Raw genomic sequence first — 14,367 nt, 5'->3', positions numbered from 1 at the left:
ACCCAGCAAATAGCTGGGTTTTTTATCGCTTTCATTTGCCATTAATCTCGTTCTTTTTGCCTGCCTTGGTGCTTTACGCTAGCTTGCTAGAAAAGCCTGGAAAGGCAAGACTGAGGAACGAGCATGAAACAATTCAACAGACGCGATTTTTTAAAGGCGGCGGGAGCGGTGGCCGGTGCCGCCGCAACGGCGTCGATGGCGGGCTGCGCCGGAACTGCCGCTGGTACTGCGGCTACACCAAAGGCTCAGGGCCAGTCGGTGATCGGATTAATCGTCCCAAAAATGGATGTGGTGCGGGTCGGCTTTATCGGTGTGGGTCAGCGTGGCTATGGCCATGTAAAACGCATGAGCTACATTGAGGGCGCCGAAATCAAAGCCATTTGTGATACTCACCAAGAGGTGCTGGATCGCGCCGTCGACTTCCTGGTTAAAGAAGGCAAGGAAAAACCCACCGCCTATGGTGACAGCGAGCTGGCCTATAAAGACATGTTGGCCCGCGATGATATAGATATAGTGATTATTTCCACGCCCTGGCGCTGGCATGCGCCCATGGCCATCGACACCATGAACAGTGGCAAGCACGCCTTTGTTGAGGTGCCACTGGCGCTGACGGTTGAAGAAATGTGGGAGATAGTCGACACCGCCGAGCGCACCCAGAAAAACTGCATGATGATGGAAAACGTCAACTACGGCCGTGACGAATTGATGGTATTGAACATGGTGCGCCAGGGTGTCTTCGGCGAGTTACTTCACGGTGAGGCAGCCTATATTCATGAGCTGCGCTGGCAGATGAAAGAAATCGAGCACAAGACAGGCTCGTGGCGTACCGCCTGGCATACGCGCCGTGATGGCAACCTTTACCCCACACATGGTTTGGGCCCGGTTTCCCAGTATATGAATATCAACCGGGGTGATCGTTTTGATTACCTCACCTCCATGAGCTCGCCTGCTCTGGGCCGTGCCGCCTACGCCCAGCGTGAATTCCCGGCGGAGCACGGGCGTAATCAACTTAAGTATATTGCTGGCGACATGAATACCACGCTGATCAAAACCGTTAACGGCCGCAGTATCATGGTGCAACACGATACCACCACGCCGCGCCCCTATAGTCGTCACAACCTGATCCAGGGCACCAATGGGGTTTTCGCCGGCTTCCCGAACCGTATTGCCTTGGAGCATGGCGGCAACAAGAGTTTCCACGAATGGGAATACGATATGCAGCCCTGGTACGATAAATATGATCACCCCTTGTGGCAGAAAATGGGCGCTGAAGCCGAGCGCAATGGCGGTCACGGCGGTATGGATTTCTTGATGTTCTGGCGCATGATCTATTGCCTGCGCAATGCTGAGCCTTTGGACCAGGATGTCTATGACGGCGCTGCCTGGTCGGTAATTTCGCCGCTGTCAGCGCAATCGGTGGCCAATCGCAGTGAGTCCATCACTATTCCGGACTTTACTCGTGGCGCCTGGCGCAGCGCCACACCCCTGGGCATAGTCGGCGCATAACACAGCCCTAGATGTAGGCCGGCTTTGTAGGTCGGTCTTTTAGGCCGACAAAAATGCCCTTCTGTAGCAATGTCGGCACAGCGCGCCGACCCACAAAATCATATTTCTAGATGGATGACGATAAGTGTCCGGCCTTGGACACAGAGGTGTCCGTTCGCGGACGCTATTTGTGTGGTGAAAATAGAATCCTGTTTACAGGTTGTTGAATTTTATGGTTATTTTATTTTGGCACGGTCGTTGATAGTAACTAAGGGACATTTACTTACTAGCTTGAACCAAGGATACCATTATGAAATACCTACATGCAGCCATAGTTTCCGGTCTACTGTTAATGAGTTCACTGACCCATGCCAATACCCTGGTGCAGGAAGTGGAGCAGGCCATTAAGCAGACCACCCAAGAGGCGTTGGCCCAGTTAGTGGCGGCGCAGAAAAAGGCCATACAGGACTCGCTCACCCAGATGTTGTTGCAGCCAACTAAGGCGCTGCCGAGTGACAAACAAACTGATGTAATTCCTGCTAAGGATTAATCCATGCGGGTGGTTAGTTGGGCTCGTCGCCTTGCGTTAGCTGTACATATTTATCGGCGAGCTCAGCGAGTGTTTCCTTATGCTCGGGATCCGGCTTAATACAGTCGATAGGGCATACGCTCACACAGGTTGGGTTATCATAATGGCCGACGCATTCGGTGCATTTACTTGGCTCTATTTGATAAATCTCCGCACCCATATAAATGGCACCATTCGGGCACTCGGGTTCGCACATATCGCAGTTAATGCATTTGTCGTTGATCAGTAATGCCATTTTTTTACCCCATAAACGCAGGTGCGCGATGGTACATAAAATTCCCCTGTGACTCACTAGCCAAGGTGAGGCTAATTCGCCTTGTTTTGATCTAAAACAAAAAATGCTTGAGGTGTAAACGTCGCTCGGTTGGGCTCCTTGTTGCACCAAACTGGTGCCACTCTTCAAGGTGGAGTAAATAAGCCACTGTTTTATAATGTACTTATATGTTGGCCCAGGGTATGCACTGAGGCTAGACAGGGTAACAAAAGGGCAGAGCGCTAAGATGGATACAGCGGCATTTTTATCTCTTCATAAACTGACAGCTCAGTATGGGGCACAGATCACGGACTATTTTGCGCCCTTGGCGCAGCAAATTAGTGCCACCAAAAAGCCAAGGGCAGCACTGTTTGTGACTATCAACGGCGCGCAAGGCTCGGGCAAAAGCACTCTGGCGGATTATCTCGCCTGCCACCTGCGGGAAGAAGGCGGACTTAATGTCTGCGCCTGCTCCTTGGATGACTTTTACTACTCCCAGGCGCAGCGTTATGAATTGGCGCAGCAGGTGCATCCCTTATTGGTGACCCGGGGCGTGCCCGGAACACATGATATCGCCCGCTTGCATAAGCTGGTGGACGCTGTCCGTGAGGGGCAAGCACCGCTGAGCGTGCCACGCTTCAATAAAGCGATGGACGAGCCCTGTGACCCCGGGGAGTGGCAGCACTTCTCGCGCCCCATCGACGTGCTTATTATTGAAGGCTGGTGTGTGGGCACACCAGCGCAAAGCGAAGAAGCCTTGCTGGTGCCCATTAATGCCCTTGAGCAAGAGCAAGATGCGGATGGCCGCTGGCGGCGCTACGTGAATACTTGCCTGGCACAGCATTATCAGCCGGTATTTGCCGATGCCGATATCAGTATAATGTTGAAGGCGCCAAGCTTCGATGCGGTGCTGGCCTGGCGCTGGCAGCAGGAGCAAAAACTGATTGCCCGCGTCGGTCATACGGCCCACACCATGAGTAAGACGCAAGTCGCTGATTTTATAAGCTACTTTGAGCGCCTTACCCGTCATGCCTTAACTCAGTTACCACACCGCACTCAGGTGGTGCTGGAACTGGATTTAGAGCGCCGTATTACCGCCTATCACAATGCCTTGTAGTCTCACCCTTGGGTAGGGAAGGGGTTACGAGTGTCCTGACCCGGCATTAAGTTGCGCAGCAGGATGGCTTTGTCCAGGTCCAGATCTTCCGGCAGTGGAATACGAACTATATGCCCCGAGCCCTTAGCATCGTCTATGCTTTCGCCCTTTTTATTTTCCATATGCTCAAGGTTAAAGTTGATATTGCCCTGTGGCGTCATCAGCTCTAACGAATGGCCGGTACAGAATTTGTTTTTCACATCGATTTCCACCAGGCCATTGTTGGTGCGTCCTAACACTTCACCGACAAACTGCTGCGAGTCGGAGACCGAATGGCCATAGTCATAATTTTGGTAGTCCTGATGTGCATGGCGCTTTAAGAAGCCTTCGGTATAGCCACGGTGTGCCAGATGCTCCAGGCTCTTCATCAGCGTCGGGTCGAAGGGCTTGCCGGCCACCGCATCGTCGATGGCGCGACGATAAACCTGAGCGGTGCGTGCCACGTAATAGAAGGATTTGGTGCGGCCTTCTATCTTCAAGCTGTGCACACCCATACGCGTCAGCGCATCCACATATTGCACCGCGCGCAGGTCCTTGGAATTCATGATGTAGGTGCCGTGCTCGTCTTCGAATGCAGGCATGTATTCCCCCGGGCGACCTTGCTCTTCGAGCATAAAGACTTCCTTGGTTGGCTCACCCAGGCCCAGAGTCGGATCGATCTTGTGCACCAGGTCACCGGTTTCTGTTTCTTCGCCGGGTTTGACATCATAGCTCCAGCGACAGGCGTTGGTGCAGGTGCCTTGGTTCGGGTCACGCTTGTTGATATAACCGCTGAGCAGGCAACGCCCAGAATAGGCCATACACAGGGCGCCGTGCACAAACACTTCTAACTCGGTGTTAGGGCAAAGCTCGCGGATTTCACCGATTTCTTCCAGTGATAATTCCCGGGATAAAATAACCCGCTCTATGCCTTGCTTAGCCCAGAACAGCACGCTGGCATAGTTCACCGCATTGGCCTGCACGCTCAAATGAATGGGCATATCCGGCCATTTTTCTTTCACCAGCATGATCAGACCCGGATCGGACATGATCAGCGCATCCGGTTTCATGGCAATAACCGGCTCGATATCACGCAAATAGGTTTTTACCTTGGCATTATGCGGAGCGATGTTAGACACCACGTAAAGCTTTTTATTTTGCGCATGGGCTTCGTTGATACCCAGCTCTAAGTTGGCGAGATTAAATTCGTTGTTGCGCACCCGTAAACTGTATCTGGGTTGTCCGGCATAAACTGCATCGGCGCCATAAGCAAAGGCGTAGCGCATGTTTTTTAAGCTGCCCGCCGGGCTAAGTAATTCAGGAGTAAAGATAGACATGGTTAATTCCTTGGCTGAGTCCGAGTCAACTGAGGTAAAAAATAGCGGCGGATTCTAGCGCGTGTGCCCGCTGAGGATTTTGATTTGGATCAGGGTTTGGGTGAGCTGGTGGAGCTGCATCCGGTCTATGGCCCGGGTTCCGTGAGGCCCATTAGTCAAAGCGTCACAAAAATTTGTTAGTCTTGCCTGGGTCACAATGTAGTAGGATTTTCATGCTAAAGCGCGTATAATTCGCGCCCGGTAAAGTTTAACACTTAAATTTAACGTTATTTGGAGCAACACATGGCTTTAGAGCGCACTTTCTCTATCGTTAAGCCTGATGCGGTAGCTAAAAACCACATCGGTGCAATCTACAACCGTTTCGAGTCTGCTGGTCTTAAGATCGTAGCATCTAAAATGGTTCACCTTTCACAAGAGCAAGCTGAAGGCTTCTACGCTGAGCACAAAGAGCGTCCTTTCTTTGGTGCCCTTGTTTCTTTCATGACTTCTGGCCCAGTAATGGTTCAGGTTCTTGAAGGTGAAGATGCAGTACGTAAAAACCGCGAAATCATGGGTGCTACTAACCCAGCTGAAGCGGCTGCTGGTACTCTACGTGCTGACTATGCTGACAGCATCGACGAGAACGCGGTACACGGTTCAGACGCTCCTGAGTCTGCTGCTCGCGAAATCGCTTACTTCTTCGCTGAAGAAGAAATCTGCCCACGTACTCGTTAATTTCGAGTTGTAAGCAGAACCAGGGAAGGGCCTTCAGGCCCTTTTCTTGTCTCATGCAATTCCTTAGTTTATTTGCTCTGCGCTGAGTGAACTAAGAAATTGCTATAATGGTTAAATTGTGTACAATTGCCGCCTTCGTTTTATCCGTCACCTGATAGAGGTTTATTCATGGCCACGACTGAGAAAAAAATCAATTTACTCGATTTTAATCGCCAAGGTATGCGCGACTATTTTGCATCCATTGGTGAAAAGCCGTTTCGTGCCGATCAGGTGATGAAGTGGATCTATCATTTCGGCATCGATAACTTCGAAGAAATGAGCAATCTGAATAAGAAGCTGAAGGCTCGCCTGCAAGCCGAATGTGAAATTCGTGCGCCGGAGATCACGGTTAAACAACCTTCTAGCGACGGTACTATCAAGTACGCACTTATCCTTGATGGTGGCCAGGAAGTAGAAACTGTGTGGATCCCGGAAAAAGACCGCGCTACCTTGTGTGTGTCTTCTCAGGTTGGCTGTGCCCTTGAATGTACCTTCTGCTCGACCGCGCAGCAGGGCTTTAACCGTAACCTTAAGGTGTCGGAAATCATAGGTCAGGTGTGGCGTGTGGCCAAAGATATCGGCCTGCATGGCGATAGCACCCGTCGTCCTATTACCAATGTGGTCATGATGGGCATGGGTGAGCCTTTGCTAAACCTTAAAAACGTCGTGCCTGCGATGGAACTGATGATGGACGATTGGGCCTTTGGCCTGTCGAAACGTCGCGTTACCCTAAGTACCTCTGGCGTGGTGCCGGCCCTTGATTTGCTTAAAGAGCAAATCGACGTGGCTCTGGCTATTTCTTTGCACGCACCGAACAATCCATTGCGTGACGAGTTGGTACCAATTAACAAGAAGTACCCGATCGAAGAGTTCCTGGCCGCTTGTCGTCGTTATATCGACGGGTCTAAAGCGAATAAGGAAGTGACGGTAGAATACGTGATGCTGCAGGAAGTAAACGATAGCACGGATCATGCCCATGAGTTGGTGCAAACCCTAAAAGGCACGCCTTCTAAGGTGAACTTGATCCCATTCAACCCCTTCCCGGGCAATGAATATGGTCGTTCCAGCAACTCACGCATCGACCGTTTCTCCAAGGTACTGCAAGCCGCTGGCATCACCACCATAGTCAGACGTACCCGAGGTGATGATATTGATGCCGCTTGTGGTCAGCTGGTGGGTGATGTAGTCGATAGAACCAAGCGACTGGCCAAACGTCAGGAGCGAGAAAAGAACGCAATCGCGGTAAATGTCTCTCAGTAACATAAAAATAAGCCCTTTTTTCAAATAATTGATGAAACAAAAGGGCTTTTCAGTAATGATAGGTGCAATAACGGAATAAACGAGGCTAAGCCATGCGCAAGCTGTTAGTGACCAGTATAAGCTTACTCGCCCTTGGTGGGTGTGTAACCGAAAGTACATATGTGGGCAGTGACAAGCCCGTTGTTGAAAAGAAAATCAATAACGTAGAAGCCGCCCGCACCCGAATCTCCCTTGCCTTAAATTACCTTTCCCAAGGCGATAGCACGCAAGCCAAATATAACCTAGAACGTGCTGCTAAATTCGCCCCGGAACTGCCAGAGGTACATTACTCCATTGCTTATTACTACCAGCAGGTTGGTGAGAAGCAACGAGCCAAAGACGCTTATGAAAAGGCACTCAGTCTAGAGCCGAACGATCCTAACACCCTAAACAACTACGGGGTGTTTTTATGTGATATCGGTGAGTATGATCTAGCGGTCGATAAGTTTATGGCTGCCATTGAGGTTCCGAGTTACCTGCGCGTAGCGGAAAGTTATGAAAATCTGGCGCTGTGTGCGCTGGAATTTGATAAGTTTGATGCTGCCGAAACCTTCTTAGAAGACTCCCTGCAGCACAGCTCGTTACGCCCATCAAGCCTAATCAACCTGGCTGCGGTAAAGTATGCTAAAAGTGACTTTTATAATGCTCAGCAGGTGTTAAATCGCTACCAGCGCACCGGTCGTATCTCGTCACGCTCCCTTTTACTTGGTTACTTGATCCATGACCGTATGGGTCATATTGAAGATGCCCGTAAGTTGGCCGAAACCATTACCGTCACTTACCCCTCGTCGATAGAAGCGCGCATTATTCGCGAACAGCGCTACAGCGCCAGTGAATTTGAACAATTACGAGAACAGTACCGTCGTCACAAGCTCACCGAGCTGCAAGACAGCATGGAAGGCAATCAAATCGTTGCCAAACCTAAGATTAAGGTTGTGAAGAAAAAGACCGGTGCTGAATCAGAAGCCAGTGCTGAGGTCTTAACTGCGGCCGCACCAGCGGCAGAATTTGTTGAGACCTCGGTTGCGACCGTAGCAGCCAAGACAGCTGTGGAAGTGGCTGCCGAAGCAGTAGACACAGTGGCGGAGCAAATTGATGTTAAGGCGGAAGTTGAGCCTTCAGCCGAGCCTTCGGCAGAGCCTTCAGCCGAGTCAGCAGTTGAGCTTTCTGCCGAGACAGTCGAGACGGCAACCGACACCATGCTTGAAACAGCGGATGAACTGGGAGAAGAAGCTTCGGCCGAAGCTATCGCCGTCGAGAATCAGGCCAGCGAACAAATGGCTGCTGTTGAAACGGCAACCGAGCAAACAACTGAAGCGGCCAATGACTTAGCATCTGAGCTTACGGCATCGGCTAAGAGTGCAGAGCAAGAGCTGGTATCTGAGGTTAAGTCTTCGACTGAGCTGTCAGCCGAGCCGTCAGCCGAGCCGTCAACCAAGCCTTCGGCAGTGCCTAATGCCGAAGCCGCGACGAAATCTCTAGACGCAGCAAAGAGCAAGGCTGAAGAAAAAGCTAAAGCAGAGCCTTCGACTGAGACCTCGAATGAGTCCTCGACTGAGTCTTCGACCCAGAAGCCTGACGAATCTAGCGTTACTACCCTGGCCGAGCAAAAGGATCAATTACAGTCAGAATTGGCGCGTGAGTTTGCTTCCTTGCAGTTGGCTGCGGATGTAACTGCAGAAGATAAGCCGGAGGCTGAGGATGTGACCGAGCAGCTTGCTGCTAACAGTGCACAGCTTGAAGAAGTCGCTGAATCTCAGGATCAGGTCGAAGATGTAAGCCCTGCAGCCGAGGTGGTGACGCCAAAGGCCAAGGTGGTTGAGCAAATGGCCATTGCCAATACTGCGGGTAAAAAAGAAATCCCTTTCCATGTGATGCAAAAGGGTGAAAACCTGTTTAATGTTTCGACCCGCTATAATATCCGTCTAAGCACCTTACGTAAGTGGAATAACCTCGTCAGTGCCGATCATGTGCAAGTTGGCCGCAAGATTTACTTACAGCAACCGTATAATTATCATACCGTGGCTGAGGGTGATACCTTGTTTGAAATTTCCAGGAAATACAATGTGCGCATGGAAAAGCTTTTGGAGTGGAACCAGATTGAAGAAAACAGCAAATTGGTTCCGGGCGATAAAGTATATATAGCAGATCCTAAGAATTATCGATTATGAGTGACAGTGGTGAAGTAGCACAGCAGGCTGAGGAGGAATCAGCCGCTATTGCCATAGGCAAGCAGTTAGCCGGTGCTAGGGAACAACAAGGGTTAAGCCAGGAGCAACTGGCGCGCAAGCTAAATTTGACGGTGCGCAAGCTCGATGATTTAGAGCAAGGGCGTTTCGCCGGTCTGGGCGCCACTATTTTTGTGCGTGGCTATATCAAGGCTTATTGCAAGGTGCTGGCTTTGGACTCGGCTCCCTTGTTGGCCGCTATTAAGCCAGAGCCTCAGGCACAAGAACAGGCAAGCATGCAGAGCTTCTCGCGACGCACCGAAAAGGAAGCGCACGACAATCGTTTGATGCTTTTCAGTTATGCCATCCTCGCTATTATTCTAGGTTCATCCCTGTTCTGGTGGTGGCAAGACAGTGACGAGCAGGTTGTGGAAACAACGCCCTTGGCCGCGGATATAGTGGCGGCTCCGGCACCAGAGCCTGAACAGCCTGGTCTTATTGATGCGGGCCCTGGGACTTTGCAAGAGTCTGAGCAAGCTCAACAGGTAAATCCGCAACAAGGCGTCGCCGAGTTGCCTGATAAAGTTGATAACCTCCAACCTAACCTGGGTGTAGTGCAAATCGACAAGGGCGAAACTGCCGAAGAAATGCCCCCAGAGGAGGTGCCCCTGGCTGAAGCGCCCCTGGCCGCCGGTGAGCAAAGAGTGATTATGCGCTTTAGCGGTGAATGCTGGGTTGAAGTGCAGGATGCCAAGGGAAAGCGCTTGGCCTATGACATTAAACAAGCGGGGCAAGAGTTAGAGCTAGTAGGTTTGGCCCCCTTTGCGGTCACCCTGGGCAAGCATGATGTGGTTAGCGTCAGCGTCAATGGGGAAGCCGTGGATATTTCGCATTTTCCACCAAACCGTTTAGCTAAATTTTCATTACCGTTAACAGAGTAAGTAGTATGTTTTCAGAGTCACCAATCAAGCGCCGCAAGTCTACGCGTATTTATGTTGGCGATGTGCCGATTGGCGATGGTGCGCCCATTGCCGTGCAATCCATGACCAATACCGACACCATGGATGTCGATGCCACGGTGAAGCAAATTCAGGATATCGCCCAGGCTGGTGCCGATATCGTGCGAGTGTCCGTACCCACCATGGCGGCCGCTGAAGCATTTAAAAGCATAAAAGAGCAGGTCGATATTCCCCTGGTCACAGATATTCACTTCGACTACCGCATCGCCCTGAAAGTGGCGGAATATGGCGCCGATTGTTTGCGCATTAACCCGGGTAATATCGGCAGCGAAGACAGGATCCGTGCCGTGGTTGATGCCGCCGGCGCGCGCAATATTCCTATCCGTATCGGTGTCAACGGTGGCTCCTTAGAGCGTGACTTGCAGGAAAAATATGGTGAGCCAACGCCCGAGGCGCTGTTGGAATCGGCCATGCGTCACGTGGAAATTCTCCAGCGTCTTAACTTCGACCAATTCAAGGTATCGGTTAAGGCCTCCGACGTATTCCTAGCGGTAGGCGCCTATCGCCTGCTGGCTAAAGAGATAGATCAACCTCTGCACCTGGGCATTACCGAAGCCGGCGGTTTCCGCTCCGGTTCGGTGAAATCCGCGGTGGGTCTTGGCATGTTATTGGCCGAGGGCATTGGCGATACCTTACGCGTATCCCTTGCCGCCGATCCTGTGCAAGAGATCAAAGTGGGTTTCGATATCCTAAAATCCCTGCGTATTCGTTCGCGTGGCATTAACTTTATTGCCTGCCCGAGCTGCTCTCGTCAGGAGTTTGATGTGGTCAGCACCATGAACCAATTGGAAGAGCGTTTGGAAGATGTGATCACACCAATGACGGTGTCGGTGATCGGTTGTGTTGTTAACGGCCCAGGCGAAGCCCTGGTCAGCGATATCGGCTTGGCCGGTGCCAACCGTCGTTCTGGCTTGTATATCAATGGTGAGCGTCAAAAGACCCGCATCGACAACGATCATATCGTTGAGCAGCTGGAGCAGCACGTGCGCGAATACCTTGCCAAGCAGGAACAACAGCAGCCAATTGACATTAAATTAGTTGATTAAGGCCGGCGCCGGTACTTGGTGGTAGCGGCGCAATCAGGCTATAATAGCGCGCTTTATCGACGCGTTTTCACGGGCTCAGAGCAGCCTACTACAGAATTTTGGGATTATCAGTGGCAAAACAAATTCAAGCAGTTCGCGGCATGAACGACACCCTTCCGGGCGACACCCAAGTATGGCAAAAAGTGGAAGACACTTTGCGTCAGTGTGTGGCTTCATTTGGTTATCAAGAAATCCGTTTCCCCATTGTTGAGTCAACCGACCTGTTTAAGCGTTCTATCGGTGAAGTAACCGATATCGTTGAAAAAGAAATGTATACCTTTGAGGATCGCAACGGCGACAGCTTGACATTGCGCCCAGAGGGTACGGCCGTGTGTGTACGTGCCGGTAACGAAAATGGCCTGCTGTACAACCAGGAACAGCGCCTTTGGTATATGGGTCCCATGTTCCGTCACGAGCGTCCGCAAAAAGGCCGCTACCGTCAGTTCCACCAGTTCGGTCTGGAAGTGTTTGGTATTGCCAGCGCCGATATCGATGCCGAAGTGATCATGTTGACGGCGCAGCTGTGGCAGCAATTCGGTATTAGCGAGCATGTGCGCCTGGAGCTGAACTCATTAGGTTCAAACGAAGCGCGCGCCGCCTACCGTGATGCCTTGGTGGCCTATCTTGAGCTGCATGAAGACAAGCTGGATGAAGACTCCAAGCGTCGTATGCACTCAAATCCGCTGCGCGTTTTGGACAGCAAAAATCCGGACGTACAAGCCATCCTGGTAGATGCGCCTAAGCTGTCCGAGCACCTGGATGAAGAATCACGTGCTCATTTTGCTAATTTGTGTGAACGATTAGACGCTGCGGGTATCGAATACCAGGTTAACGAAAAGTTGGTTCGTGGTCTGGATTATTATAACCGTACCGTGTTTGAATGGGTCACCGAGAGCCTGGGCGCTCAGGGTACCGTTTGTGCCGGTGGTCGTTACGACGGTCTGGTTGAGCAACTAGGCGGTAAGGCCACCCCTGCAGTTGGTTTTGCCATGGGTATGGAGCGCTTGGTGTTGCTACTTCAGGCTCTTGACTGTGTTGGCGAAATACGCCGCAACGCCGATGTGTATGTAGCGGCCATGGGTGAGCAGGCTAGCATTCAAGCCCCTGTGATCGCCTCTAAGCTGCGCGCCGAAGTACCTGGCTTACGTGTCTTGGTACATGCCGGTGGCGGCAACTTTAAGAAACAATTAAAACGTGCTGATAAAAGCGGTGCCGAAGTGGCACTGATTTTAGGCGAAGATGAACTCAACCAAGGTGTGGTAACTGTGAAATACCTACGCGAAGAAAAACCACAGTTAACATTTGCCTTGGATGAAATTACCCAGCTGTTGGCTGACATGATTTAGACCCAAGTCTAAGAGGTAATGATGGAAATTTATTCAACAGAAGAACAACAAGCAGAAGCGATTAAAGGCTTTTTTAAAGAACACGGCGTATCAATCGCCCTTGGTATCGTTATCGGCCTGGGTGGCTTGTACGGCTGGAAAGCCTATAACCAGCACCAGATCACCAGCGCCGAAGCAGCTTCGGATGCATTTAATCAGGTAGCACAAAGCACAGAAGTTGAAGGTGCCGATGTGATCGCGCAAAGCGAAACCCTGATGCAGCAGCATGAAGGTTCAAGCTACGCCGTATTGGCCGCCTTTGTTGCCGCCAAAGAAGCGGTAGATGCGCAGCAACTTGATGTAGCCGCAGAGAAACTGACCTGGGCACAACAACATGCACCGACTAAAGAGCTTAAAGCCATTGCCACCACGCGTTTAGCGCGAGTGCAATTGGCACAGCAAAACTATGATGCTGCCTTAGCAACCCTGGGCACCGAGTTACCGGCAAGCTATGAAGCCGCTGTTGCCGAATTAAAAGGTGATATATACCTGGCTCAAGGCGATAAAGAGCAGGCTCGCATCGCTTATCAAAGCGCGGCGGATAAAGGTGGCTTAGAAAGCAACCCGCTATTGCAAGTTAAATTGGACGATTTGGCAGCGCAAACGCCAGCTGCGTAGGGAGCGGGTTGATGAAAAAGGTTACTCTTGCAGGGATTGCCTTATGTATGGCGACCTTGGCGGGTTGTTCGTCGAACGACGAAGAAGAGTTGGTATTACCGGAAATTAATAACCAGTTCGAAACCCAGGTAGTGTGGCAAGAAACGGTAGGCGATGGCGTTGAGCATTATTTCTCACGTTTGCAGCCAGCCTTTTATAAAGACAGAGTATTTGTGGCCGCGCGCAACGGTGAGGTTGAAGCCTTATCTTTAGCCGATGGCGATACCCTGTGGCAAACGGATGTGCGTGACGACTCAGGCTTCTGGCCTTGGTCAAGCGAAGAAAGCGCTAAGCTTTCCGGCGGTATTCTGCAGGCTTACGGCAAGATCTTTATCGGTTCTGAACATGGTCAGGTGGTGGCGCTGGATCGCGAAACAGGTGAGTTGATTTGGCGTAAAAGCGTACCCGGTGAGGCGCTATCCCGCCCAGCAGCTGGCGACGGTTTAATCTATGTAAACCTGGGTTCAGGTCGCTTGTTAGCCTTGCACCCGGATACAGGTGAAGAGCGCTGGCGCTATGAGCAAGAAGTGCCGCCGCTAACACTGCGTGGTTTAAGCTCACCAACGGTTGCCAATGGTGGTGTGCTGGTAGGTGAAGAAACCGGTAAATTGACCGTGTTGATCGCCGACAGTGGCTTTGCCGCCTGGCAAGCCGAAGTGGCGCAGCCTAAAGGTGCCTCAGAGTTTGAGCGTTTGGTTGATGTTGATACCGAGCCAAAGGTCAGTGGCGCCATGGTTTATACCCTGGCTTACAATGGTAACCTGGCGGCGGTGGATATCCGCTCCGGCAACGTGGTATGGAAACGTGAATACAGCAGCTATCGCGAATTCAGCATTGTTGGCGACACCATTTATGTGGTCGACAGCGACGGTGTTATCTATGCTTTGGATAAGAGCTCGGGTATTGAACGCTGGTCGCAAGCGGCTTTACGCGGTTGGTATATTACCGGCCCTGCGGTATTGGGCAACTACCTGGCAGTAGGCGACCAAGAAGGTAACCTGCACTGGATTGACCGCAAGAGCGGTGAGTTGGTAGCGCGTCATGAATTTGATGACTCGGGCTTCTATGTTGAGCCTATCCTTGCCGACGACCGCTTGATTGTTATCACTCGCGACGGTGAAGTCAGCGCCATTAAAGCGCAATAATTTAGTTAATTAGGCTATGTCCTAAGATAGGCTTCGCCTTAGGCCAGATGGCTACGG

13 protein-coding genes are annotated in these 14,367 nt (G+C 51.4%); 11 read left to right on the top strand and 2 right to left on the bottom strand.

Translation table 11 applies throughout. From position 1 onward, the window contains the following. Positions 1-123 precede the first annotated feature (123 nt). Positions 124-1,506, top strand: coding sequence for a Gfo/Idh/MocA family protein (locus C2M24_RS10020; RefSeq protein ID WP_105214675.1), 1,383 nt, complete (start codon positions 124-126; stop codon positions 1,504-1,506). Between the two features lie 289 nt (positions 1,507-1,795). Beyond that, entirely contained in the window at positions 1,796-2,035 is a 240-nt protein-coding gene (locus C2M24_RS10015; RefSeq protein WP_105214673.1) for a hypothetical protein, read from the top strand. 13 nt (positions 2,036-2,048) lie between these two features. On the opposite strand, the gene C2M24_RS10010 is transcribed toward C2M24_RS10015, so the two are convergent. Beyond that, positions 2,049-2,309: a YfhL family 4Fe-4S dicluster ferredoxin gene (locus C2M24_RS10010; RefSeq protein WP_105200309.1), complete on the bottom strand. Its 261-nt coding sequence runs from the start codon at positions 2,307-2,309 to the stop codon at positions 2,049-2,051. A gap of 265 nt (positions 2,310-2,574) precedes the next feature. Here C2M24_RS10010 and C2M24_RS10005 point away from each other — a divergent pair, with 265 nt between their 5' ends. Then, positions 2,575-3,444: a kinase gene (locus C2M24_RS10005; protein ID WP_105214671.1), complete on the top strand. Its 870-nt coding sequence runs from the start codon at positions 2,575-2,577 to the stop codon at positions 3,442-3,444. A gap of 2 nt (positions 3,445-3,446) precedes the next feature. Here the strand turns inward: C2M24_RS10005 and trhP are convergent, their stop codons facing one another. After that, positions 3,447-4,799 carry a prephenate-dependent tRNA uridine(34) hydroxylase TrhP gene (gene trhP, locus C2M24_RS10000; protein WP_199775711.1) on the bottom strand — a complete coding sequence of 451 codons (1,353 nt, stop codon included), beginning with the start codon at positions 4,797-4,799 and terminating at the stop codon, positions 3,447-3,449. A 282-nt stretch (positions 4,800-5,081) separates the two neighbouring features. On the opposite strand from trhP, the gene ndk reads away from it, so the two are divergent. The 8 genes from ndk to bamB all read left to right on the top strand — a co-directional run bounded on the left by ndk (position 5,082) and on the right by bamB (position 14,310). Further along, positions 5,082-5,513 carry a nucleoside-diphosphate kinase gene (ndk, locus tag C2M24_RS09995; RefSeq protein WP_105200219.1) on the top strand — a complete coding sequence of 144 codons (432 nt, stop codon included), beginning with the start codon at positions 5,082-5,084 and terminating at the stop codon, positions 5,511-5,513. Between the two features lie 168 nt (positions 5,514-5,681). After that, a complete protein-coding gene (locus C2M24_RS09990; protein ID WP_105200220.1) occupies positions 5,682-6,812 on the top strand; it encodes a bifunctional tRNA (adenosine(37)-C2)-methyltransferase TrmG/ribosomal RNA large subunit methyltransferase RlmN in 1,131 nt (376 codons plus the stop codon). A gap of 92 nt (positions 6,813-6,904) precedes the next feature. Continuing rightward, positions 6,905-9,022 (top strand): type IV pilus biogenesis/stability protein PilW, encoded by a 2,118-nt coding sequence (pilW, locus tag C2M24_RS09985; RefSeq protein WP_105214669.1) that lies wholly within the window; start codon positions 6,905-6,907, stop codon positions 9,020-9,022. Next, positions 9,019-9,960, top strand: coding sequence for a RodZ domain-containing protein (locus tag C2M24_RS09980; protein ID WP_105214667.1), 942 nt, complete (start codon positions 9,019-9,021; stop codon positions 9,958-9,960). Before pilW ends, C2M24_RS09980 begins: the two co-directional genes overlap by 4 nt. A 5-nt stretch (positions 9,961-9,965) precedes the next feature. After that, positions 9,966-11,084, top strand: a complete 1,119-nt coding sequence (gene ispG / locus C2M24_RS09975) for a flavodoxin-dependent (E)-4-hydroxy-3-methylbut-2-enyl-diphosphate synthase (protein ID WP_105200223.1) — start codon at positions 9,966-9,968, stop codon at positions 11,082-11,084. 110 nt (positions 11,085-11,194) lie between these two features. After that, positions 11,195-12,469, top strand: a complete 1,275-nt coding sequence (gene hisS / locus C2M24_RS09970; RefSeq protein ID WP_105214665.1) for a histidine--tRNA ligase — start codon at positions 11,195-11,197, stop codon at positions 12,467-12,469. Between the two features lie 21 nt (positions 12,470-12,490). Then, on the top strand, positions 12,491-13,126 hold the full coding sequence (locus tag C2M24_RS09965; RefSeq protein WP_105200225.1) for a YfgM family protein: 636 nt from the start codon (positions 12,491-12,493) through the stop codon (positions 13,124-13,126). Positions 13,127-13,137: 11 nt separating this feature from the next. Continuing rightward, positions 13,138-14,310, top strand: coding sequence for an outer membrane protein assembly factor BamB (gene bamB / locus C2M24_RS09960; protein ID WP_105214663.1), 1,173 nt, complete (start codon positions 13,138-13,140; stop codon positions 14,308-14,310). The last annotated feature ends 57 nt before the right edge of the window (positions 14,311-14,367 follow it).

Source organism: Pseudoalteromonas sp. T1lg22 (genome assembly GCF_002964645.1).
Taxonomy (GTDB): domain Bacteria; phylum Pseudomonadota; class Gammaproteobacteria; order Enterobacterales; family Alteromonadaceae; genus Pseudoalteromonas.
Note: the sequence above shows the minus strand (reverse complement) of the source record. Positions and strands in the feature narration are given on the sequence as shown.

Excerpts from the sequence above, each read along its gene's own strand:
- C2M24_RS10020 (WP_105214675.1), top strand. The coding sequence starts at position 124 with ATGAAACAATTCAACAGACGCGATTTTTTAAAGGCGGCGGGAGCGGTG.
- C2M24_RS10015 (WP_105214673.1), top strand. The coding sequence starts at position 1,796 with ATGAAATACCTACATGCAGCCATAGTTTCCGGTCTACTGTTAATGAGT.
- C2M24_RS10010 (WP_105200309.1), bottom strand. The coding sequence starts at position 2,309 with ATGGCATTACTGATCAACGACAAATGCATTAACTGCGATATGTGCGAA.
- C2M24_RS10005 (WP_105214671.1), top strand. The coding sequence starts at position 2,575 with ATGGATACAGCGGCATTTTTATCTCTTCATAAACTGACAGCTCAGTAT.
- trhP (WP_199775711.1), bottom strand. The coding sequence starts at position 4,799 with ATGTCTATCTTTACTCCTGAATTACTTAGCCCGGCGGGCAGCTTAAAA.
- ndk (WP_105200219.1), top strand. The coding sequence starts at position 5,082 with ATGGCTTTAGAGCGCACTTTCTCTATCGTTAAGCCTGATGCGGTAGCT.
- C2M24_RS09990 (WP_105200220.1), top strand. The coding sequence starts at position 5,682 with ATGGCCACGACTGAGAAAAAAATCAATTTACTCGATTTTAATCGCCAA.
- pilW (WP_105214669.1), top strand. The coding sequence starts at position 6,905 with ATGCGCAAGCTGTTAGTGACCAGTATAAGCTTACTCGCCCTTGGTGGG.
- C2M24_RS09980 (WP_105214667.1), top strand. The coding sequence starts at position 9,019 with ATGAGTGACAGTGGTGAAGTAGCACAGCAGGCTGAGGAGGAATCAGCC.
- ispG (WP_105200223.1), top strand. The coding sequence starts at position 9,966 with ATGTTTTCAGAGTCACCAATCAAGCGCCGCAAGTCTACGCGTATTTAT.
- C2M24_RS09965 (WP_105200225.1), top strand. The coding sequence starts at position 12,491 with ATGGAAATTTATTCAACAGAAGAACAACAAGCAGAAGCGATTAAAGGC.
- bamB (WP_105214663.1), top strand. The coding sequence starts at position 13,138 with ATGAAAAAGGTTACTCTTGCAGGGATTGCCTTATGTATGGCGACCTTG.